21 protein-coding genes are annotated in these 20,883 nt (G+C 70.4%); 9 read left to right on the forward strand and 12 right to left on the reverse strand.

The window, feature by feature from the left end:
- Nucleotides 1-3 precede the first annotated feature (3 nt).
- Nucleotides 4-1,383, reverse strand: coding sequence for a protoporphyrinogen oxidase (locus ACKOB8_RS07890; protein WP_526376657.1), 1,380 nt, complete (start codon nucleotides 1,381-1,383; stop codon nucleotides 4-6).
- Complete coding sequence (gene hemE, locus ACKOB8_RS07895; RefSeq protein ID WP_526376658.1) at nucleotides 1,380-2,429, reverse strand: uroporphyrinogen decarboxylase; 1,050 nt, start codon at nucleotides 2,427-2,429, stop codon at nucleotides 1,380-1,382. The genes ACKOB8_RS07890 and hemE overlap by 4 nt, the downstream gene beginning before the upstream one ends.
- Nucleotides 2,430-2,494: 65 nt before the next feature.
- Between hemE and ACKOB8_RS07900 the strand changes: the two genes are divergently transcribed.
- Entirely contained in the window at nucleotides 2,495-3,076 is a 582-nt protein-coding gene (locus ACKOB8_RS07900) for a DUF3000 family protein (protein WP_526376659.1), read from the forward strand.
- Nucleotides 3,077-3,084: 8 nt separating this feature from the next.
- Nucleotides 3,085-4,350, forward strand: coding sequence for an HRDC domain-containing protein (locus ACKOB8_RS07905; protein ID WP_526376660.1), 1,266 nt, complete (start codon nucleotides 3,085-3,087; stop codon nucleotides 4,348-4,350).
- On the opposite strand, the gene dxs is transcribed toward ACKOB8_RS07905, so the two are convergent.
- From dxs to ACKOB8_RS07925, 4 genes are read right to left on the reverse strand one after another with little or no spacing between them, the layout of a single operon-like run.
- Complete coding sequence (gene dxs / locus ACKOB8_RS07910; RefSeq protein WP_526376661.1) at nucleotides 4,347-6,254, reverse strand: 1-deoxy-D-xylulose-5-phosphate synthase; 1,908 nt, start codon at nucleotides 6,252-6,254, stop codon at nucleotides 4,347-4,349. The two genes, ACKOB8_RS07905 and dxs, sit on opposite strands and share 4 nt — an antisense overlap.
- Nucleotides 6,255-6,264: 10 nt before the next feature.
- The gene (gene nhaA / locus ACKOB8_RS07915; protein ID WP_526376662.1) at nucleotides 6,265-7,566 is read right to left on the reverse strand and encodes a Na+/H+ antiporter NhaA; all 1,302 of its coding nucleotides are present in this window, start codon (nucleotides 7,564-7,566) and stop codon (nucleotides 6,265-6,267) included.
- A gap of 22 nt (nucleotides 7,567-7,588) precedes the next feature.
- Entirely contained in the window at nucleotides 7,589-8,782 is a 1,194-nt protein-coding gene (locus tag ACKOB8_RS07920; RefSeq protein WP_526376663.1) for a class I SAM-dependent RNA methyltransferase, read from the reverse strand.
- On the reverse strand, nucleotides 8,779-10,782 hold the full coding sequence (locus ACKOB8_RS07925) for an amino acid permease (protein WP_526376664.1): 2,004 nt from the start codon (nucleotides 10,780-10,782) through the stop codon (nucleotides 8,779-8,781). Before ACKOB8_RS07925 ends, ACKOB8_RS07920 begins: the two co-directional genes overlap by 4 nt.
- Before the next feature lie 80 nt (nucleotides 10,783-10,862).
- Between ACKOB8_RS07925 and ACKOB8_RS07930 the strand changes: the two genes are divergently transcribed.
- Both ACKOB8_RS07930 and ACKOB8_RS07935 read left to right on the forward strand, forming a co-directional pair.
- Nucleotides 10,863-11,534 (forward strand): potassium channel family protein, encoded by a 672-nt coding sequence (locus ACKOB8_RS07930; RefSeq protein ID WP_526376665.1) that lies wholly within the window; start codon nucleotides 10,863-10,865, stop codon nucleotides 11,532-11,534.
- A gap of 40 nt (nucleotides 11,535-11,574) precedes the next feature.
- Nucleotides 11,575-12,240 carry a potassium channel family protein gene (locus ACKOB8_RS07935; RefSeq protein WP_526376666.1) on the forward strand — a complete coding sequence of 222 codons (666 nt, stop codon included), beginning with the start codon at nucleotides 11,575-11,577 and terminating at the stop codon, nucleotides 12,238-12,240.
- A gap of 10 nt (nucleotides 12,241-12,250) precedes the next feature.
- On the opposite strand, the gene ACKOB8_RS07940 is transcribed toward ACKOB8_RS07935, so the two are convergent.
- Nucleotides 12,251-12,844, reverse strand: a complete 594-nt coding sequence (locus ACKOB8_RS07940; RefSeq protein ID WP_526376677.1) for a DUF3159 domain-containing protein — start codon at nucleotides 12,842-12,844, stop codon at nucleotides 12,251-12,253.
- An 89-nt stretch (nucleotides 12,845-12,933) separates the two neighbouring features.
- Nucleotides 12,934-13,305: an OB-fold nucleic acid binding domain-containing protein gene (locus ACKOB8_RS07945; protein ID WP_526376667.1), complete on the reverse strand. Its 372-nt coding sequence runs from the start codon at nucleotides 13,303-13,305 to the stop codon at nucleotides 12,934-12,936.
- A gap of 79 nt (nucleotides 13,306-13,384) precedes the next feature.
- Here ACKOB8_RS07945 and ACKOB8_RS07950 point away from each other — a divergent pair, with 79 nt between their 5' ends.
- On the forward strand, nucleotides 13,385-14,107 hold the full coding sequence (locus tag ACKOB8_RS07950; protein WP_526376668.1) for an alpha/beta hydrolase: 723 nt from the start codon (nucleotides 13,385-13,387) through the stop codon (nucleotides 14,105-14,107).
- Here ACKOB8_RS07950 and ACKOB8_RS07955 read toward each other — a convergent pair whose 3' ends face one another.
- Together ACKOB8_RS07955 and dut are read right to left on the reverse strand one after the other, a co-directional pair.
- Nucleotides 14,108-14,914: a DUF3710 domain-containing protein gene (locus ACKOB8_RS07955; RefSeq protein ID WP_526376669.1), complete on the reverse strand. Its 807-nt coding sequence runs from the start codon at nucleotides 14,912-14,914 to the stop codon at nucleotides 14,108-14,110.
- A complete protein-coding gene (dut, locus tag ACKOB8_RS07960; RefSeq protein WP_526376670.1) occupies nucleotides 14,914-15,378 on the reverse strand; it encodes a dUTP diphosphatase in 465 nt (154 codons plus the stop codon). The genes ACKOB8_RS07955 and dut overlap by 1 nt, the downstream gene beginning before the upstream one ends.
- Before the next feature lie 25 nt (nucleotides 15,379-15,403).
- On the opposite strand from dut, the gene ACKOB8_RS07965 reads away from it, so the two are divergent.
- Nucleotides 15,404-15,907, forward strand: a complete 504-nt coding sequence (locus tag ACKOB8_RS07965) for a DUF3093 family protein (RefSeq protein WP_526376671.1) — start codon at nucleotides 15,404-15,406, stop codon at nucleotides 15,905-15,907.
- Here ACKOB8_RS07965 and ACKOB8_RS07970 read toward each other — a convergent pair.
- Nucleotides 15,904-16,206: a DUF4193 family protein gene (locus ACKOB8_RS07970; RefSeq protein ID WP_526248300.1), complete on the reverse strand. Its 303-nt coding sequence runs from the start codon at nucleotides 16,204-16,206 to the stop codon at nucleotides 15,904-15,906. The two genes, ACKOB8_RS07965 and ACKOB8_RS07970, sit on opposite strands and share 4 nt — an antisense overlap.
- 165 nt (nucleotides 16,207-16,371) lie before the next feature.
- On the opposite strand from ACKOB8_RS07970, the gene cei reads away from it, so the two are divergent.
- A complete protein-coding gene (gene cei, locus ACKOB8_RS07975; protein ID WP_526376672.1) occupies nucleotides 16,372-17,022 on the forward strand; it encodes an envelope integrity protein Cei in 651 nt (216 codons plus the stop codon).
- A gap of 1 nt (nucleotide 17,023) precedes the next feature.
- Here the strand turns inward: cei and ACKOB8_RS07980 are convergent, their stop codons facing one another.
- Nucleotides 17,024-17,875 carry an inositol monophosphatase family protein gene (locus tag ACKOB8_RS07980; RefSeq protein WP_526376673.1) on the reverse strand — a complete coding sequence of 284 codons (852 nt, stop codon included), beginning with the start codon at nucleotides 17,873-17,875 and terminating at the stop codon, nucleotides 17,024-17,026.
- Nucleotides 17,876-17,944: 69 nt separating this feature from the next.
- On the opposite strand from ACKOB8_RS07980, the gene ppgK reads away from it, so the two are divergent.
- Both ppgK and ACKOB8_RS07990 read left to right on the forward strand, forming a co-directional pair.
- On the forward strand, nucleotides 17,945-18,715 hold the full coding sequence (gene ppgK / locus ACKOB8_RS07985) for a polyphosphate--glucose phosphotransferase (RefSeq protein ID WP_526376674.1): 771 nt from the start codon (nucleotides 17,945-17,947) through the stop codon (nucleotides 18,713-18,715).
- 508 nt (nucleotides 18,716-19,223) lie between these two features.
- The gene (locus ACKOB8_RS07990) at nucleotides 19,224-20,882 is read left to right on the forward strand and encodes an RNA polymerase sigma factor (protein ID WP_526376675.1); all 1,659 of its coding nucleotides are present in this window, start codon (nucleotides 19,224-19,226) and stop codon (nucleotides 20,880-20,882) included.
- Nucleotide 20,883: the final 1 nt, after the last annotated feature.

A 20,883-nucleotide genomic window follows, 5' to 3' on the forward strand; every position in this document is an offset into this window, starting at 1 on the left:
AGACTATGGTGCCATGGGCCGCGCGAGCGGGGGCGTCGTGCGGGGTCCCAGCACGGCGGACACCGCCCTGCCCGCCGCCGCCACACACGCCGGGACCCCGATGCCGTCGAGGTAGTTGCCGGCGACGGCCAGGCCCGGCGGCAGCGAGGACCGGATCTCGGCGACGATCGCCGCGTGACCGGGCCCGTACTGCGGCAGCGCGTCGATCCAGCGGTGCACCAGCACCCCGGTCGGTTCCACCGCGATGCCGAATACGGTGCTCAGATCCTGCTCGGCCCATGCCGCCAACTCGGCGTCGGCGGCGGTTCGGGCGAGATCATCGCCGAAGCGCCCGAACGACATCCGCACCAGCTCGGCCGGCCCGCGTGCGCCCCACTTACGCGTGGTCAGCGTGATGGCCTTGGCGTGCAGGTCCTCCCCGGTGGCCACCAGCACCCCGGACTGCGGCGGGAGCGGGGTGCCGGCGGGCAACGCCATGGCGAGCACGACGGACGAGGCGTGCGGGATACCCCCCGCCACCGCAGCGGCCTGCGGCGCGATGGGCGCGAGCAGTCCGGCCGCCTGCGGCGCGGGGAGGGCGATCACCACCGCCTCCGCGGCCCAGGCGCGGCCGGCGGCGTCGGTCAGCGTCCAGCCGGCCGAATCCGCCGCGAGGTCGCGCACCGCGGTCTGCTCCCACTGCGGGCGCGCGCCGTCGGCCAGCGCGTCGAGCAGCACCCGGTATCCGCCCTCGATCGCGCCGAACACCGGTCCGCGTGCGGTGTGCGGGATGACCGTGCGCACCGCGTCGGTGAGGCTGCCGGCGCCGGCGTCCAACGCGGCCGCGACGGCGGGAACCGCCGAGCGCAAGCCGATGGTGTCCGCCGAGCCCGCGTACACCCCGGAAAGCAGCGGGTCAACGCATCGGCGCACCACCTGCTCGCCGAACCGGTCGGCCACGATGGCTCCGGTGGCCGGGTCGGCGCCGGTCTCCCAGCGCAGCGGCCGGTCGGGTTCCTGCTCGATGCGCGCGATCGTCGCGGCGTCGACCAGGCCGGCCACCGAGCGCGCGTTCGCCGGGATACCGGCGACGGAGTCCGGCGGCATCGGATGCAGCCGGCCTCCGCTGTAGAGGGTGGGCCGCACCCCGGTGGTGCTGATCTGCCGATCGGCCAGCCCGAGCTCGGCCAGCAGCGCAGGCACTTCGGGCCGGCGCGCGACGAACGCCTCGGCGCCGACGTCCACCGGCTGGCCTGCCAGCTGTTCGGTTCGCAGCACGCCACCCAGCCGGTCGGCGGGGTCGAACAGCACGATCGTGGCGTGCGGGCCGACTGCGGTGCGGATGCGGTAGGCGGCGACCAGTCCCGAGATGCCGCCGCCGACAACGCAATACGTCGGACTCACAGCGAATGCACCAGCGCCACCAGATCAGTGAGCAGTGCCGGGTCGGTCGCCGGGAGCACGCCGTGGCCGAGGTTGAAGATGTGCCCGGCCGCGCCGGCGTCGACCGCCCGCCGACCGTCGTCGACGACCGCCCGCGCCGCCTTCTCCACCACCGGCCAGCCGGCCAGCAGCACCACCGGGTCGAGATTGCCCTGCAGTGCCCGTCCCGGGTCGACCCGCGCCGCCGCGTCGGCCAGCGAGGTCCGCCAGTCCACGCCGACCACGGTCGCACCGGCCTGGGACATCGCACCCAGCAGCTCGGCCGTACCGACTCCGAAGTGCGTCATCGGCACCGCGTAGTCGGCGAGCGCGGCGAACACCCGCGCGCTGTGCGGCAGCACGTAGCTGCGGTAGTCGGCCAGCGAGAGGGTGCCCGCCCACGAGTCGAAGAGCTGGATCGCGTCCACCCCCGCGTCCAGTTGGACCCGCAGGAAGTCGATGGTCAGGGTGGTGAGCACGTCCATCAGCGCGTGCCAGGCCGAGGAATCCGCCAGCATCATGGTCTTGGTCCGCTCGTGCAGCTTGCTGGGTCCGCCCTCGACAAGATAGGACGCCAGCGTGAACGGCGCGCCGGCGAACCCGATCAGCGGCACCTCCCCCAGCGCGGCCACCAGCAGTCCGACGGCCTCGGCCACCGGGCCCACGGTCAGCGGCTCGGCGGGGGTGATCCGGGCGACGTCGGCGCGGGTGCGGACGGGTTCGGCGATCACCGGGCCGACGTCGGCGACGATGTCCAGATCGATGCCCGCCGCGCGCAGCGGCACGACGATGTCGGAGAACAGGATCGCCGCGTCGACACCGAGCCGTCGGACCGGCTGCAGGGTGATCTCGCAGATCAGTTCGGGGTCGAAGCAGGCCTCCATCATGGTGTGCCGGGATCGCAGCTGGCGGTACTCCGGCAGCGACCGGCCGGCCTGACGCATGAACCAGACCGGGATCCGGCTCGGTTTGCGACCTGCGGCGGCAGCCAGGTAGGGCGCCTGCGGCAGCGTCCGACGGGTGCTCACGACGCCCATGCTGCCACGGCGTGCCTGGCTGCGCGGTCTGCCGGAGGGGACTAGCGTGAGGAGTCGTGACCAGTGCCGAGCCCGCGCCGTTCCGCGAGGCCGTGGCCGCCATGAACGCCGCGGAGGTGCGCCCGGAGATCGAACTCGGCCCCATCCGCCCCCCGCAGCGGCTGGCCCCCTACAGCTACGCGGTGGGCGCCGAAGTGCGGGTCGCCGAGGGCGAGACCCAGCCCGGGCACCCCGCCGGGGAGACTTTCGGGCGGCTGATCCTGCTGCACGACCCCGACGGCGCCGAGGCCTGGGACGGCGTCCTGCGGCTGGTCGCCTACGTTCAGGCCGAGCTCGATCCCACCGAGGCCGTCGACCCGCTGCTGCCCGAGGTCGCCTGGAGCTGGCTGGCGGATGCCCTGCAGGCCCGGCCCGACGACTTCACCGCCCTCGGCGGCACCGTGACCACCACGACCTCCGTGCGCTACGGCGACGTGTCCGGCCCGCCGCGCGCCCACCAGCTGGAGTTGCGGGCGTCGTGGACGGCGATCACCCCGGCGCTCGGGGCGCACGTGCAGGCCTTCTGCGAGGTGCTCGAGCACGCCGCCGGCCTGCCCCCGGTCGGCGTCACCGATCTCGGTTCGCGCTCCCGCGCCTGAGATCCGAAATGCCGGACACACCGGAGACCCCGGAGACGTCGGAGACGTCGGAGCTCCAACCCGTCCCGCTGCTGTGCCCTGCCGAAGGCGTCCCGCCGGTATCGGTCGAGCCCGCCGAGGTCGCCGATGCGGCCGCCAGGCTCGCCGCCGGGCGGGGACCCTTCGCCGTCGATGCCGAGCGCGCGTCGGGGTTTCGGTATTCCAACCGCGCCTACCTCATCCAGGTCCGCCGCGCCGGGGCGGGCACGGTGTTGATCGACCCCGTCGGCCACGGCGGCAACCCGATCGACGTCCTGGCGCCGCTGGCCGGCGTGCTCGCCGAGGACGAGTGGATCCTGCATGCCGCCGACCAGGACCTGCCCTGCCTTGCCGAACTCGGCCTGCGTCCGCCGGCTCTGTACGACACCGAGATGGCCGGCCGGCTGGCCGGTTTCGAGCGGGTCAACCTCGCGGCGATGGTGCAGCAGCTGCTGGGACTGGGCCTGGCCAAAGGGCACGGCGCGGCGGACTGGTCGAAACGGCCGCTGCCGGCCGCCTGGCTGAACTACGCCGCCCTGGATGTGGAGGTCCTCATCGAATTGCGCTCGGCCGTGGCCGAGGTGCTCGCCGAACAGGGAAAGACCGACTGGGCGACCGAGGAGTTCGAGTATCTGCGGTGCGCCGACACCGCACCGACCCGCCGCGACCGGTGGCGCCGGACCTCGGGAATCCACAAGATCCGGTCCCCGCAGGAGCTGGCCGCGGTGCGCGAGCTGTGGACCGTACGCGACCGGATCGCGCGCAGCCGCGACATCGCCCCCGGGCGCATCCTGCCCGACTCGGCGATCGTCGCGGCGGCGGCCGCGAATCCCGAGACCGTCGCCGAACTCACCGCGCTGCCGGTCTTCGGAGGCCCCAGACAGCGCCGGTCGGCCGGGGTCTGGCTCGACGCGCTCAAAGCGGCGCGCTCGGCGACCGAACGACCCGAGGTCGCCGAACCGCACGACGGGCCGCCGCCGCCGATGCGGTGGGGCAAGCGGAAACCGGAGGCCGCGGCGCACCTGACCGCCGCGAGATCGGCACTGGCGGGGGTGTCCGAACGGGTGGGGGTGCCCCAGGAGAATCTGGTGTCCCCCGAGCTGATTCGCCGGCTGTGCTGGGACTGGCAGGGCGCCGACGACACCACCGAGGCGGTGGAGAGCTTCCTGCGCGACGGCGGTGCACGCGGCTGGCAGCGCGCACTGGTCGTCGGGGCACTGTCCGAGGCGCTCACCCGGCCGCCCGGCGAGGCCTAGTCGATCGGCTCGGACACCGATTCGTCTCGCGCCGCGAGCGCGGCTACCCAGCCGGTGATCTGACGCGCGACGTTCTGATCGGTCAGGCCCACCTCGGTGAGCACCTCCGCGCGCGCGGCGTGCTCGAGGAACCGTTGCGGCACACCGATATCGCGACACGGCACGTCGACATCGGCGGCACGCAGCGCCGCCGAGACCGCGGAACCCGCCCCGCCGCGAACCCCGTTGTCCTCGAGGGTGACCACCAGTCCGTGGGTTCCGGCGATCCCGATCAGCGCCTCCGGCACCGGCAGCACCCAGCGCGGGTCGGCCACCGTCACACCGATACCCTGCTCGCGCAGCCGGTCGGCGACCTTGAGCGCCATGGACGCGAAGCTGCCCACCGCGACCAGTAACACATCGCGGTCCATGCCCTCTGCGGGCTCGTAGAGCACATCGACTCCGTCGATCCGGCGCACGGCGGGAATCTCCGCCCCCACTTCGCCTTTGGGAAACCGGATCGCCGTCGGGCCGTCCCGGGTGTCGAGGGCCTCGCCGAGTTCCTCGCGCAGACGCTCACCATCGCGGGGCGCCGCCACCCGGATGCCGGGCACGATGTTGAGCATCGACAAATCCCACACCCCGTTGTGGCTGGCACCGTCGTTGCCGGTCACTCCGGCCCGGTCGAGCACGACCGTCACCGGCAGACCGTGCAGCGCGACGTCCATCATGATCTGGTCGAACGCCCGGTTGAGGAAGGTCGAGTAGATGGCCACCACCGGGTGCAGACCGCCCATCGCCAATCCCGCCGCCGAGGTGAGCGCGTGCTGCTCGGCGATGCCGACATCGAACAACCGGTCGGGGAACCGCTCGCCGAAGGCGGCCAGCCCGGTCGGACCCGGCATGGCGGCGGTGATGGCGACGATGTCGCGCCGCTTGGCGGCGTAGGTGATCAGCGCCTCGGAGAACACCGACGTCCACCCGGGTGCCGGCGGCTTGGTGGCCAGACCGGTCTGCGGGTCGATCACGCCGCAGGCGTGCATCTGCTCGGCCTCGTCGTTCTCGGCCGGCGGATACCCGTTGCCCTTGCGGGTCACCGCATGCACGATCACCGGCGCGTTGAAGCCCCGCGCGAGCCTCAACGCGTTCTCCAGCGCGTGCTCGTCGTGGCCGTCGATCGGACCGACGTACTTCACCCCGAGATCGGTGAACATCGCCTGCGGGGACAGCGCGTCCTTGATGCCGGCCTTGACGCTGTGCATCGCCTGGTAGCAGACCTCGCCGACGACCGGCATGCCGCGCACCGCCGACCGGGTCCGCTCCAGCAGTCGCTCGTAGACCGGCTGCAATCGCAGCCCGGCGAGGTGGTCGGCCAATCCGCCGATGGTCGGCGCATAGCTGCGGCCGTTGTCGTTGACGACGATGATCACCGGGCGCCGGGCTGCGGCGATGTTGTTCAGCGCCTCCCAGCACATCCCGCCGGTCAGCGCGCCGTCACCCACGACGGCGACCACGTGCCGGTTGCGCTGACCGGTCAGCTCGAAAGCTTTGGCCAGTCCGTCGGCGTAGGACAGTGCAGCCGAGGCATGGCTGGACTCGACCCAGTCGTGATCGCTCTCGGCGCGGGAGGGGTAGCCGGAAAGTCCGCCCTTCATCCGCAGTGTGTCGAAGTCGGCCCAGCGTCCGGTGAGCATCTTGTGCACGTACGCCTGGTGGCCGGTGTCGAAGATGATCGGGTCGTGGGGTGAATCGAACACCCGGTGCAGGGCCAGGGTGAGTTCGACCACACCGAGGTTCGGTCCGAGGTGCCCACCGGTGGCGGCGACTTTGTGGATGAGGAAGTGCCGAATCTCGCCGGCCAGCTCCGTCAACTCATCCCTGGACAGCTTCTGCAGATCAGCGGGACCGCGGACCTGTTCGAGCATGTCAGCCAGTTTACGCAACGCCCCCGCGACCGTCGGTGTCCGTCTGATAGACGTCGGGCACACCGTCCCGGTCGAGGTCGGCGGTCTCCAGCTCGAAGACCAGGCGGTAGGCGCGGTTGCGGATGCGCAGCAGCACCGCGGCCAGAAGCGCTGCCAGCAAAGACCCGGCGAGCACGGCCGCCTTGGCGATGTCGTCGCGCGGGGAGCCCGCGCCGTAGGCCAACTCCCCGATCAGCAACGAAACCGTGAAACCGATCCCGGCGAGCATCGAGACGCCCAGGACGTCGATCCAACGCAACGACGCCTCCAGGCTGGTTCGGGTCACCGCGGCCAGCAAACGGGTCGTGCCGAACACCCCGACTGTCTTGCCGACCACCAGGCCGACGACGATCCCCAGGGCGATCGGGTCGCGCAGGGCGGTCACCAATCCGTCATACCCGCCGAAGGTCACACCGGCGGCGAAGAAGGCGAAGACCGGGACGGCGAACCCGGCCGAGACCGGCCGAAGGACGTGTTCGAACCGCTCGGCCGCACTCGGCCCGAACGTCCTGCGGCGCACGGGTACCGCGAAGCCGAGCAGCACCCCAGCGACGGTGGCGTGCACGCCGGACTCGTGAACCAGGGCCCAGGTCAGCAGGGCGGGCGGGAACAGCAGCCATCCCGAGAGGACTCCGCGCTGCACCAGAACGGTGAACACCGCCAGCGCGACGAATGCGGCCAGCAGCGCTGCGGTGTTGATCTTTGCGGTGTAGAAGACCGCGATCACGGTGATCGCCAGCAGATCGTCGACCACTGCCAGGGTCAGCAGGAAGGTGCGCAATGCCGCCGGCAGATGCGTCGAGACCACCGCGAGCACCGCCACGGCGAAGGCGATGTCGGTCGCGGTCGGGATGGCCCACCCGCGCGTCGCGCCGTCGCCGGCGCCAGCGGTGAACGCCAGAAAGATCAGCGCCGGCACGACCATCCCGCCCACCGCTGCCACGACCGGAAGGGCCGCGCGTCGCGGGTCACGCAGGTCGCCGGCTACGAACTCCCGTTTGAGTTCCAACCCGACGACGAAGAAGAAGATGGCCAGCAGGCCGTCGGCCGCCCACGCGCCCAGCGACAGATTCAGATGCAGTCCGAAATCGTCGGTGCCGAAACGCACATCGCGCAGCGCGTGGTACGACGACGACCACGGGGAATTCGCCCACACCAGGGCGATGCAGGCTGCCGCCAACAGGATCGCACCGCCCACGGTCTCCTTACGGAAGATCGCGATGACGCGGCTGGTCTCCGACCAGGATCCGCGGGCGAACAACCGGAGCGCCATGATGAAGAGAATCTACTCGCCGCTAGGCGGTAGCCCTGACCAGCAGCGCGAAACACTCGACGTGATGGGTCAGCGGGAAGGCGTCGAATACCCGGATGCTCTCCACGCGATAGCCGTGGCCGCGGTAGAGGCCGACGTCGCGAGCGAATGAGGCTGCCTCACAACCGATATGGATCACCCGCGGAACCCCGGCGCCGGCCAGGCCCTCGATGACCGCACGGCCGGCTCCGGCGCGGGGCGGATCGAGCACGGCGACGTCAGCGGGTGCCGGTGCGTCGGCCAGAAACCGGCGTACCGAGTCTGAGACGACGTCGACCTGGGACTGGTCCGCCAGTGCCGCAGCCGCCGCCGATGACGCCGCGCGTGAGCTGTCCACCGTCAGCACCTGCCCGCGCTCGCCGACCGCTCCGGCGAGGACGGCGGCGAACAGGCCGGCGCCGCCGTAGAGGTCCCAGGCGCGTGCGCCACTGCCCTGCGCCCACTGTGCGACCAGGGCGGTGTAGATCGGGGGCGCTTCGCGATGGGACTGCCAGAACGCCGTGACCGGAAGCCGCCAGACCCGCTCCCCCACGCGTTGCCTGCAGTGTCGCGATCCCTCGACGACGGTCACGCCGCGCCGGTCGTGGGCCACGACCGCGACGTGGCGGCGGCCGTCGTCGTCGATCACCACCGACAGTTCCCTGGCGCCGCTCCAGCGGGGACCGGCCAGGCCCTCGAGCATGCCCTCGGGCAATTGCCCGCAGCGCAGGTCGGTGACGAGCTCGTCGCTGTGGTAGCGATGCAGCCCGGCCCGGCCGTCGGGCCCGACCCCGAGCCGCACCCGGGTTCGCCACCCCCGCGCTGCGCCGGAACCGACCGGCTCGGCCTCGCCTGCCCATCGATAGTCGCCGAGGCGCTCCAGCTGATTGGCCACCACCTCGCCCTTGAGTGCCCGAACGGCCTGCGGTGCGGCGAACGCGAGGTCACAGCAGCCGGCCCCGTCCACTCCGGCAACCGGGCACAACGGCTCGATCCGATCGGGCGACGCCTCAAGGACCTCGACGGTCTCGGCGTGCCAATACGAGCCACGGTCCCGCGTGACCCGGACCCGCACCCGCTCGCCGGGCAGCGCGTGGCGCACGAACACCACCCGGCCCTCGTGGCGCGCCACACAACTGCCGCCGTTGGCGGCCCGGCCGGTAACCAGAACCAAGTCGTCCGGCGACTGCCCGGTCACTCCGGGAAGCCGCGGCGCGCGTCGCCCGGGGCGTTCTGCTCCTCGAGCTGCCGTACCCGGGCCGAGGACTTGAGCTGCCAGGGAACCGAGGTCATCATCACGTTCGGGATGAACAGCAGCCGGGCCTTGATGCGCAGCGCGCTCTGGTTGTGCAGGAAGCTTTCCCACCAGTGCCCCACCACGTATTCGGGAACGAAGACCGTGACGACGGTGCGCGGTGATTCCTTGCTGATCCGCCTGACGTAATCGAGCACCGGGCCGGTCACCTCCCGGTAGGGCGAGGCGACCACCTTGAGCGGAACAGTGATGTCGCTGTCCTCCCACATCCGCACCAGCTTGCGGGTCTCGGCATCATCGACGTTGACGGTCAGTGCCTCGAGCACGTCGGGACGCGTGGCGCGGGCATACGCCAGCGCACGCAGGGTGGGCAACTGCATGCTCGAGACCAGCACCACGGCGTGGTTGCGGCTGGGCAACACGATCTCGCGCCCTTCCTCGCCCAACGGCGTGAGCTCAACCGTCACCCGGTCGTAGTGCCGGTGGATCGCTTTCATCAGCACGAACAGACTGCCCATCGCGACGATGGCGATCCACGCTCCGGCGACGAACTTGGTGGCTAACACCACGATGAGCACCGCTCCGGTGGCGGTGAGACCGATCGCGTTGATCACGCGAGAGCGCATCATGCGCCGGCGTTCCTGCGGATCGGTCTCGGTGCGCAGCAGCCGCGTCCAGTGCCGCACCATGCCGATCTGACTGAGCGTGAAGGACACGAAGACCCCGACGATGTAGAGCTGGATCAGTCCGGTGACCTCGGCGTCGAAGGCGATGATGAACGCGATCGCGGCCGCCGAGAGGAAAAGGATGCCGTTGGAGAACGCCAGCCGGTCGCCGCGGGTATGCAGCTGGCGCGGGAGGTACCGGTCCTGCGCAAGGATCGAACCGAGCACTGGGAAGCCGTTGAACGCGGTGTTGGCGGCCAGCACCAGAATCAGTGCGGTGACGCCGGTGATCAGGAACAGCCCCGGCGCGAAATCGTGGAAGATCGCATCGGCCAACTGGGCCACCAGCGTCTTCTGCCGGTAGTCCGCGGGCGCTCCGATGAGCTGCTCGGCCGGTCGCTCGGCGATCTTCACCCCGGTCTCGACGGCCATCAGGATGATGCCCATCAGCAGCGTCACCGCAATGGTTCCGAGCAGCAGCAGCGTCGTTGCGGCGTTGCGGGACTTCGGTTTACGAAACGCCGGCACCCCGTTGCTGATCGCCTCGACCCCGGTCAGCGCCGCGCAACCGGAGGAGAACGCCCGGGCCACAAGGAAGATCAGGGCGATCCCGGCGATGTCGGCGTGCTCGGCGCGTATCTCGAAGCCGGCGGACTCGGCCTTGATGTCGTGGCCCAGAACGTTGATCTGGAAGAACCCCCAGCCCAGCATCCCCAGCATCGCGAAGACGAACGCGTAGGTGGGGATGGCGAACGCCGTGCCCGACTCGCGGATGCCGCGCAAGTTGGCCGCCATCAGCAACAGGATGGCGGCGACGGCGAAGATCACCTTGTGGTTGGCGACGAACGGCACGGCCGATCCGATGTTGGACATCGCCGACGCCATCGACACCGCGACCGTGAGCACGTAGTCGACCAGAAGTGCGCTGGCCACCGTCAAGCCAGCGGTCGGGCCCAGGTTCGTGGTGACCACTTCGTAGTCACCGCCGCCGGAGGGGTAGGCGTGCACGTTCTGCCGGTAGGACGCGACGACGACGAGCATCACCAGTGCCACGGCCACCCCGACCCAGGGAGCGAGCGTGTACGCCGACAACCCGGCCACCGAGAGCACCAGGAAGACCTCTTCGGGGGCGTAGGCCACCGAGGACATCGCGTCGGAGGCGAACACCGGCAGCGCGATGCGTTTGGGGAGCAGCGTGTGGCTTAGCCGGTCGCTCCGGAACGGGCTCCCCAGGAGCAGCCGCCGGGCGACGGTCGACAGCTTGGACACGAGAGCCAAGGGTAAGCCCACTCCCCGCTGCCGGTAGCGTTGCCCTGACGGTCGGCGCCGGCGAATTGGCAGGAAAGGCGGGACGGCAGGTGCGGGTTGTGGTGATGGGCTGCGGCCGGGCGGGAGCCTCGCTTGCGGACGCGCTGTCCCGGCTCGGACACGACGTGGCGATCATCGATCGCGACCCGACAGCATTCCACCGGCTCTCACCGGGGTTCACCGGCCACAAGGTGCTCGGCATGGGCTTTGACCGGGACGTCCTGCTGCGCGCGGGGATCGAGAATGCCGAAGCATTCGCGGCGGTCTCCTCCGGCGACAACTCCAACATCATTTCGGCCCGGGTGGCCCGCGAGATGTTCGGCGTGCAGCGGGTGGTGGCCCGGATCTACGACGCCAAGCGCGCCGCCGTCTACGAGCGGCTGGGCATACCGACCGTGGCCACCGTGCCGTGGACCACCGACCGGTTGCTCGACGAACTGACCGGAGAGGCCGAGACCGGCAGCTGGCGGGATCCCACCGGCACGGTGTGCGTGAGCGCGGCCGAACTGCACGAATCCTGGATGGGACACCGGGTGACCGGACTCGAGCAGGCCACCGGGGCCAGGGTCGCCTTCATTGTCCGGTTCGGGACCGGCCTGCTTCCGGACGCCAAAACGGTCATTCAGGCCGGCGACCGGGTTTATCTGGCGGCGGTCTCCGACCATGCCGAGCAGGCGCTGGCCCTCGCCGGGCAGCCGCCCAGCGAGGAGATCGAGGATTGAACCGAGAATCGAACCGAGAATCGAGCGAGGTGCGCTGCCCATGAAGGTCGCCATTGCCGGCGCAGGCGCCGTCGGCCGGTCGATAGCCCGCGAACTCGTCGACAACCAGCACGACGTCACCCTGATCGAGCGCAACCCGAGCCACTTCGACGTCGACGCGATACCGGCCGCGCACTGGTGCTTCGGCGACGCGTGCGAGCTGAGCCTGCTGGAATCGATGAGCCTGCAGGACTTCGACGTGGTCGTCGCCGCCACCGGTGACGACAAGGCCAACGTGGTGCTCTCGCTGCTGGCCAAAACCGAATTCGCGGTCCCGCGCGTGGTCGCCCGGGTGAACGATCCCCGCAACGAGTGGCTGTTCGACAGCGCGTGGGGGGTGGACGTGGCTGTTTCCACGCCCCGCATGCTGGCCTCGCTGGTCGAGGAGGCGTTCGCGGTCGGTGACCTGGTGCGGCTGATGGAGTTCCGCAAGGGGCACGCCAACCTCGTCGAGATCACACTGCCTGACAACACCCCGTGGGGCGGCCGGCCGGTCCGCAAACTTGCCCTGCCCCGCGACGTCGCGCTGGTGACCATCCTGCGCGGGCAGCGGGTGATCGTGCCCGAGGCGGACGAACCTCTGGAGGGGGGCGATGAGCTGTTGTTCGTCGCGGCCCCGGAGGTCGAGGCAGAGCTGCGCACGCTGCTCGTGCATGCGAGCGGCTAGGGCTGGCGCGCTAGGCGGCGGCCGCGCCGGCGTGTGCGGCGTGTATCGCGCGCTGGGCTGCGCGGATCGCCAGGTAGGTGACCAGCGCGCCGACCGCCGCCAGCGGCCAGCCCATCGCGATGCGGGCAACACCCAGCAGGCCGGTCTGGTCGGCGTCGTACAGATGGTGTTGCACCACGAACCGTGCACCGAACACGACCGCCCAGGTCAGGGTGGCCAGGTCGAAGGCCAGCACCGCGCGACGGGAGCGGCGCCAACCGCGGTCGTGCCCGGTCACCCAGCTCCAGACATAGCCGACCACCGGGCGGCGGATCAGCACCGACAGCGAGAACACCGTCGCCCACAGCAGCGATGTCCAGATACCCAGCAGGAAATAGCCCTTGGACTCGCCGACGATCCACGCGATCAGCGCGCTCACCCCGACCCCGATGAACCCGGCCAGCGCCGGCTGCAGCGAATCGCGTCGGATCAACCGCCAGATCAGGACCAGGGCCGCCGCGCCGAGTGCGGCGAACAGCGCGGGCAGCAGCCCGAAGGCGGTGTTGACCGGCACCAGCACGGCGACCGGCAGGGCGGAGTAGACCAGGCCGCTGAATCCGCCCATCTGGGCGAGCAGCGCCTGTGCGGGGTTACGCGCGGTTTCGACGGCAGCCCGCGCGTCAGCCGACGGGCCGGATCCGTGATCGGCTCCGGTCAAGGCTGGATCTCGTAGCGGGGGTTGTAGATGGCTTTGCCGCCGTTCTCCAGAACGCCCAGCCGGCCCTGGACCCGCAGCGTGCGTCCGCAGTCGATCCCGGGGATACGGCGCTGCCCCAGCCAGACCAGGATCACCGTGTCGGTGCCGTCGAACAGTTCCGCGCGAACGCCCCCGGCGCAGCCCTTGGCGTTCGTCTCGACGCTGCGCAGCGTGCCGACCATGGTCACCTCCTGGCCGCGGGTGCAGTCAACGGCCCGCTGAGCGCCGCTGTTGTCGGCCTCGGCGGCCAGCCTCTCGGCGTCGCGTTCTTCGGGGTTTTCGGTCAGTCGGCGGGTGATCCGGCGAACAAAGCCGTCGGCCGTGGCCATGGACTCTCCTGGTAGTCGTTCACACTCCCAACGCCACGTTAGACCCCGCGGTTCCGACGCGCACGGGCAGGATCGTGTGATGACCGTCAACCTGCGCGGGGTGCGGACGGTGCTGCTGCCCGGCACCGGCTCCGACGAGGACTATCTGCGACGGGCCTTTGCCGGCCCGCTGCGGCAGGCGGGTGCGACGCTGATCGCGGTGGCCCCGGAGCCCCGCCGACTGGTTGCCGGATATCTGGACGCCCTGGGGGAAGCCGCCGCGCCGGGTCCGATCGCCGTCGGCGGCGTGTCACTGGGGGCGGCGGTGGCGGCGTCATGGGCGCTGTCCTGCGCGATGTCGCGGCCGGGGCGGGTGATCGCCGTGCTGGCCGCGCTGCCGCCGTGGATCGGGCCGTCCGACGGCGCGCCGGCCGCCCAGTCCGCGCGGTACACGGCCGAGGCCCTGCGGCGGGACGGTCTGACCGCGACGATCGCCGCGATGCGGGCGTCCAGCCCGGCGTGGCTCGCGGACGAACTCAGCCGCTCCTGGCACCGCCAGGGGCCGGACCTGGCCGACGCCCTGGAGGAGGCTGTCGGCTACGCCGCCCCGCGCCCCGCCGACTTCGGCCGCCTGGACGTCCCGATGGGTGTCGTGGCGGTCTCCGACGATCCCGCGCACCCGCTCGCGGTTGCGCGGCAGTGGGTGGCCGCCGCGCCGCGGGCCGCCCTGCGGACGGTGACCCTGGCCGACTTCGGCCCGCACCCGGCGGCGCTGGGAGCGGCCTGCCTGGAGGCACTGGGGCACGCCGAGCGAGGCGGCTGATCAGACGTTGCGCAGCGGCCCGGGTGCCGAGCCGGGCTGAGGCTGCTGCTCTTGCTGGCCCTGCTGATCTTGCTGGCCCTGCTGTTCCTGCTGCATGCGCAGTTGCTGCTGGTAGGCCTGCTGGGCGGCCAGCATCGCCTGCTGGGCCTGCTGGGCCGCGGCCGCGCGCAGCTGGGCCGCCATCTGTTCGGGCAACTCCACCGGGAGCGGCGTCCGGACCGGCATCGGGGTGTCCCCGCGCCGGACCACGGTGTCGGCCACGGCCTGACGGGCCTCGCCCACCAGCGCGTCCATCGTCTGCGCCGCGCCGTTGACCACGCAGCGCAGCATCCAGCGGTACCCGTCGACGCCGATGAACCGCACCACCCCCGCCCCGGTGCCGACCACCTCGCGCCCCCAGGGACCCTTCTGGACCGACACCGACGCGTTGTCCTCGCGCAGCGCGTCAGCCAACTCGCCGGCGACATCGTTCCACTGTCCCGGGGTCTTCGGGGCCGCGTAGGCGGCGATGGTGAAGCGGCCGTTGGCCGTCACCATCCAGATCGCGCTGGGGACACCCGCCTGGTTGAGTTCGACCTGGACCTGTCCGCCCGGGGCCATCGGGATCAACACCGATCCCAGGTCGAGGCGGGCCATCAGGGCATCGTCGGGATTGTCGAAATCCTCGATGTCGAAGGGGCCCTCGAGGTCGGCGTCCTGCGAATCGCCGACCGCCCCCGAGGCGTCGGCTTCGGCGCCGGCGGCCTCTTTCTTCGCCTCGCCGCCCGGGGCCGCATCGTGGTCGCGTTTACGTCTGCCGAAAGCCATCACAAACTCTCATGTCCGCCGGAGGAACCGTGGCCGCCCTGACCACGGGTGGTTTCCGCCAGCCCCGCCTCATCGAATGAGGACACCTCGACCAACTTCGCCAACTCGATCTGCTGGACCAGCAACTGGGCGATCCGATCACCGCGCCGGATGACGATGGGCGCGGCGGGATCGAGATTGATCAGGGCGACCTTGATCTCACCCCGGTAGCCCGCATCGATGGTGCCGGGACTGTTGACGATCGAAAGTCCCAGTCGCGCAGCCAATCCGGAGCGCGGGTGTATCAGGCCGACCATGCCGTGCGGGATGGCCACTGCGATACCGGTAGCGACCAGGGCCCGCTGCCCTGCTGCCAGCTCAACGTCTTCGGCACTGTAGAGATCGACCCCGGCGTCCCCGTCATGGGCCCTGGTGGGCAGCGGGAGATCGCGGTCCAGGCGAACAACCGCGAGACTGGTGGACACGGACCATGAGACTACCCTTGGCGGCATGGCGGGTTCGCGAGTCGCCTCGCAATTGGTGCGCTACCGCGAGCGACTCTGGGTGCCGTGGTGGTGGTGGCCGGTCGGCTTCGGGTCCGCCGCGGTGCTGGCCACCGAAGTCAACATGGGTGTGCGCGCCTTGCCGGATTGGCTGCCCCACGCGGTGCTGATGGCCGCGGCGGCCGGCGTCCTGCTCTGGCTGAGCCGCAGCGAGGTGAGCGTCGTCAGCGCCGGTTCAGAGCCGGATTCCGAGGTGGAGCTGTGGGCCGGACCGGCGCACCTGCCGGCCTCGGTGGTGACCCGGTCGGCCGTCGTGCCGACATCGGCGAAGTCCGCCGCGCTGGGGCGCCAATTCGATCCCGCGGCCTTCGTCCTGCATCGAAGCTGGGTGGGCCCGATGGCGCTGGTCGTGCTCGACGACCCCGACGATCCGACGCCCTACTGGCTGGTGAGCTGCCGCCGGCCCGAGCAGGTACTGGCCGCCCTCAACGGCGCGGGACCGGCCCGCTAGGCCGCGCAGTCGGTGCAGATCATCACACCTTTCTTCTCGCTGGCCAGGCGGCTGCGGTGATGCACCAGAAAACAGCTGGAGCAGGTGAACTCGTCGGCCTGCTTGGGGACCACGCGGACCGAGAGTTCCTCGCCGGAGAGGTCGGCGCCGGGCAGCTCGAAGGACTCCGCGGATTCCGACTCGTCGACGTCGACGACCGCGGACTGCGCCTCGTTGCGGCGAGCCGTGAGTTCCTCGAGGGAATCCTCGGAAACCTCATCGGTCTCGGTGCGCCGTGGCGCGTCGTAGTCCGTAGCCATCCTGTTCCTCATGGGTGATGCGGTGGGTAAATCCTGCAGGACCCTGCGCAAGGGTTTGTATCAGCGTCGAACGCATGCGCAGCACTTTTCGTGCCCGGTTCGCCCAGAGTTAAAGTGTGATTTGCATCACAATTCATCGTCCACCGCTGCCTCTAGAGTTCAGGCGTGGTCGCTTCCATCACCGAAGGCTCGGCCTACGACAAAAACGGACAGCCCTTCCGGCGGCGCAATTATCGCCCGGGGATCGTCGCCGCCATCGTGTTCTTCGTGGCCGCCGCCGTCGCCTGGCTGGTCGTCCTGACCCGACCGGTCCATCTCGACGATGTCGCGGCCTGTAACGACCCGCCGGCCGCCGCTGACCCCGCGGCCCCCAAGCTGGGCGCGCTGGTGCCCAGCGAGTCGATGATCGACGTGGCACCGGCCAAACTCGCCGACACCAAGATTCGTGTGCTCAACGCCAGCGGTCAGGGCGGACAGGCCGGCGAGGTGGCCGGGACGTTGCGCGATCTCGGTTTCGCCGCACCCACCGCCGCCAACGACCCGATCTACGCCGGAACACGGTTGTCCTGCCAGGGCCAGATCCGATTCGGCCAGGCCGGCCGGCAGGGTGCGGCCGCGGTCTGGTTGGTCGCGCCCTGCGTCGAGCTGCACCAGGACGACCGTGGGGACGATTCGGTCGATCTGGTGATCGGCACCGACTTCACCTCACTGACCAACAGCGACGACATCGCGGCGGTGCTGTCGGGCCTGCGACCGGGTGCCACCGAGCCCGCCGATTCGGCCCTGCTGGCCAAGATTCACAACAACAGCTGCTGAGTTACCGAATCGCCCGCAATCCGGCGTGCCGATCCAAGGCCTCCAGGAGCTGTGCGGCGACCCCCGGCGCGGCCGCGACCACGAGTTCGCCGGCGGCCGCGGATTGCTCGGGTGCGGGCAGGACGACCACCGCGCCGGCCTCCGCGGCGATCAGGGCACCGGCCGCCCAGTCCCAGACGTTCAGCCCGTGTTCGTAGTGGGCGTCGAGCCGCCCGGCGGCCACCATGCACAGATCCAGCGCGGCCGACCCGAGCCGGCGGACGTCGCGAACCAGCGGGACCATGCGGGCGAGCAGCTCTGACTGGGCAGCCCTGCGCCGCGGTTCGTAGCCGAAGCCCGTTCCCAGCAGGGTCATCGAAAGATCCGTGGCCCGGCTGCACCGGATCGCCCGACGACCGGACTCACTGGTCAGGTGAGCGCCCTGCCCCGCGGCGGCCGAATAGACCTCGCCGGAACTGATGTCGGCGACCGCCCCGGCCACCGACACGCCGCCACTCTGAGCCGCGACCGACACCGCGTAGGCGGGGATGCCGTAGACGAAGTTCACGGTGCCGTCGATGGGGTCCACCACCCACCGCACCGCCTCGGGACCGCCCTGCGAACCGCCGCCCTCCTCCCCGAGGATCGGATCGCCCGGGCGCCGCCGGGCCAGGAGGTCACGGATCAGCTGCTCGGTTTCGGTGTCGGCGAGGGTCACGGGGTCGGTGGGAGAACTCTTGGTCCACACCGCGCTCGCGGATTCCTCGGCGACCGTTTCGAAGATCTCCGGTCGTCGCCTGCGCACGAAGCGGGCAGCCTCGGTGACCAGATACTCGGCGATCTCGCGCAAGTGCTCCGGCCGATTGTCGTTCACCCCGCCATCGCAACACACCGCCAGCGGTTAGTGTTTGAACCCGTCGCACGTCGAGAGGGGAGCACCGCCATGACCGGCATCGAGCCAGGAGCGCAGCGTCGGGCCTTCGGCATCGACGTCGGCGGCAGCGGGGTCAAGGGTGCCATTGTGGACCTGGACACCGGTCAGCTGATCACTGAGCGGTTCCGGCTGGAGACCCCGCAGCCGGCCACGCCCGAGGCGGTGACGGCCGCAGTCGCCGCGGTGGTCCGCCACTTCGGCTGGACCGGCCCGCTGGGCGTCACCTACCCGGGTGTCGTGGTCAACGGCGTCGTGCACACCGCGGCCAACGTCGACAAGTCCTGGATCGGCGCGAACGTCGCCGAGTTGATGAGCACCGCACTGGGCGGGCAGAAGGTGACCGTCCTCAACGACGCCGACGCCGCCGGCCTCGCCGAGCAGCGCTACGGGGCCGGGCGCAACAACAGCGGGGTCGTCGTACTGCTGACTTTCGGCACCGGGATCGGGTCGGCAGTGATCCACAACGGCGTGCTGCTGCCCAACACCGAGTTCGGCCACCTCGAGGTTGGCGGCAAGGAAGCCGAACACCGCGCCGCGTCCTCGGTCAAGGAGCGCAAGGAGTGGGGCTACCGGCGGTGGGCGACCGAGGTGACCAGGGTGTTGGTCGCCATCGAGAACGCGATCTGGCCGGACCTGTTCATCGCCGGCGGGGGGATCAGCAAGAACGCCGACAAGTGGATTCCGCTGCTCAAGAGCCGCACTCCGGTGGTGGCCGCGGTGCTGCTCAACAGCGCGGGAATCGTCGGGGCCGCCATGGCCAGCCAACCCGACGTGACCTGACGCCTGACCTGGATCGCGGCGACTGCCCACAGCGGACCCTGCGCCACTCGTTACAATGGACCGCGCTGGCAGGGGCCGGCGTTGTCCGCCGCCCCCGGGCACGGCACGCCGAAATCGACGATATTCCGCATAACCGACGCTCATCGGTCAGGCGTGTGCACGCCCGCCGACCCGCAGGATGGAGAGGGTGTACGTGGCAGCGACCAAGACACCGCGGACAGCCGCCGGTAAACCGGTGAAGCGTACGGCGGCGAAAGCTCCCACCCGCAAAGCCACACCGGCCAGAGCCGTCGCCGCCAGGAAATCCCCCGCCAAAGCGGCCAAGCCCGCCGGTGCAACCAGGACCGCCAAGCCAGCCAAGCCGACCAAGGCAACCAAGGCAACCAGGACAACCAAGACCAGCGCATCACGGGCAGCCAAGCCCGCGAAAGCAACCCGGGCTGCCAAGTCCGCTCCCGCGAGAGTCGGCCGCGCGGCCGCCAAAGCCACGAAAGCAGTCTCCAGAGCCGTGAAGACGGCTCGGCCGGCCAAGGCGACACCGGCGAAGGCGGGAAGGACCGCTGCGCGGACGGCAGGAACCGCGAAATCGACGCGGTCGGTCACGACCACCAAGGCTGCCAAGGCAACCAAGCCAGCCAGGGCGACGAAAGCAACCAAGGCGACTAAGGCGACCGGGGCGACTAAGGCGACCAGGACATCGACGGCGACCCGCGCGGCCAGGCCCGCCAAGCCGGCCGCCAGGGGCAGTCAGGCGGCCCGCGCCACCACGGCGCGACCGGCCAAGGCCGCCAAAGCGGCGCCCAAGGCAACCAAGGCCACCAGTTCGGCCAGACCGCTCAAGGCTGCGCCGGCGGCGACGGCGAAAGCCGCCAAGGCGGCGCCGGTCAAAGCCGCCAAGACCGCTCCCCCGGCATCCCCGGGGACCAAGCGGGCTGGCGCCGCCGCGGCGAAGGCCGTCGAGGCGGAAATCGCCATCGATGACCTCGCCGTCGATCTGAGCGCTGAACCCGATCTCAGCGCCGTCGAAATCGACCTTGCCGATCTCGAGGAGGTCGCCGGTGACATCGCCGAGGCCGTCGCAACGGCCGCCGGCGACGCGGCGGTACTGCCGGGCGCCGGGGCGGAAGCCGTCGACGACGAGGCGATCGCCGAGCCGTCCGAGGCGGACAAAGCATCCGGTGACTTCGTGTGGGACGAGGAGGAGTCCGAGGCGCTTCGGCAGGCGCGCAAAGACGCCGAACTCACCGCCTCGGCGGACTCGGTGCGCGCCTACCTCAAGCAGATCGGCAAGGTCGCGCTGCTCAACGCCGAAGAGGAAGTCGAGCTGGCCAAGCGGATCGAAGCAGGACTGTATGCGACCCAGAAACTCGGTGAGGTCGCCGATCGCGGGCAGAAGCTGCCCGTTCATCAGCGTCGCGACATGCAGTGGATCTCCCGCGATGGCGAACGGGCGAAGAACCATCTGCTGGAAGCCAACCTGCGGCTGGTGGTGTCGCTGGCCAAGCGCTACACCGGCCGCGGCATGGCGTTCCTGGACCTCATCCAGGAGGGCAACCTCGGCCTGATCCGCGCGGTGGAGAAGTTCGACTACACCAAGGGCTACAAGTTCTCCACCTATGCCACCTGGTGGATCCGTCAGGCCATCACCCGCGCTATGGCCGATCAGGCCCGCACGATCCGTATTCCGGTGCACATGGTCGAGGTGATCAACAAGCTCGGCCGCATTCAGCGCGAACTGCTCCAGGACTTGGGCCGCGAGGCCACCCCGGAGGAGTTGGCCAAGGAGATGGACATCACCCCGGAGAAGGTGCTGGAGATCCAGCAATACGCCCGCGAGCCGATCTCCCTGGACCAGACCATCGGCGACGAGGGCGACAGCCAGCTCGGCGACTTCATCGAGGACTCCGAGGCCGTGGTTGCCGTTGACGCGGTGTCTTTCACGCTGCTGCAGGACCAGCTGCAGTCGGTGCTGGAGACGCTCTCGGAGCGCGAGGCCGGTGTCGTTCGGCTGCGTTTCGGATTAACCGACGGCCAGCCGCGCACCCTCGACGAGATCGGTCAGGTCTACGGCGTCACCCGCGAGCGCATCCGCCAGATCGAGTCCAAGACCATGTCCAAGCTCCGTCATCCCAGCCGCTCGCAGGTCCTGCGCGACTACCTGGACTGAC

Origin of the sequence: Mycobacterium sp. (genome assembly GCF_046091765.1) — a bacterium.
Classification (GTDB): Bacteria; Actinomycetota; Actinomycetes; order Mycobacteriales; family Mycobacteriaceae; genus Mycobacterium.

Excerpts from the sequence above, each read along its gene's own strand:
- ppgK (WP_526376674.1), top strand. The coding sequence starts at position 17,945 with ATGACCGGCATCGAGCCAGGAGCGCAGCGTCGGGCCTTCGGCATCGAC.
- ACKOB8_RS07950 (WP_526376668.1), top strand. The coding sequence starts at position 13,385 with ATGACCGTCAACCTGCGCGGGGTGCGGACGGTGCTGCTGCCCGGCACC.
- ACKOB8_RS07970 (WP_526248300.1), bottom strand. The coding sequence starts at position 16,206 with ATGGCTACGGACTACGACGCGCCACGGCGCACCGAGACCGATGAGGTT.
- ACKOB8_RS07935 (WP_526376666.1), top strand. The coding sequence starts at position 11,575 with ATGAAGGTCGCCATTGCCGGCGCAGGCGCCGTCGGCCGGTCGATAGCC.
- nhaA (WP_526376662.1), bottom strand. The coding sequence starts at position 7,566 with ATGGCGCTCCGGTTGTTCGCCCGCGGATCCTGGTCGGAGACCAGCCGC.
- ACKOB8_RS07965 (WP_526376671.1), top strand. The coding sequence starts at position 15,404 with ATGGCGGGTTCGCGAGTCGCCTCGCAATTGGTGCGCTACCGCGAGCGA.
- dxs (WP_526376661.1), bottom strand. The coding sequence starts at position 6,254 with ATGCTCGAACAGGTCCGCGGTCCCGCTGATCTGCAGAAGCTGTCCAGG.
- ACKOB8_RS07945 (WP_526376667.1), bottom strand. The coding sequence starts at position 13,305 with ATGGCCACGGCCGACGGCTTTGTTCGCCGGATCACCCGCCGACTGACC.
- ACKOB8_RS07940 (WP_526376677.1), bottom strand. The coding sequence starts at position 12,844 with ATGGGCGGATTCAGCGGCCTGGTCTACTCCGCCCTGCCGGTCGCCGTG.
- ACKOB8_RS07955 (WP_526376669.1), bottom strand. The coding sequence starts at position 14,914 with ATGGCTTTCGGCAGACGTAAACGCGACCACGATGCGGCCCCGGGCGGC.
- ACKOB8_RS07905 (WP_526376660.1), top strand. The coding sequence starts at position 3,085 with ATGCCGGACACACCGGAGACCCCGGAGACGTCGGAGACGTCGGAGCTC.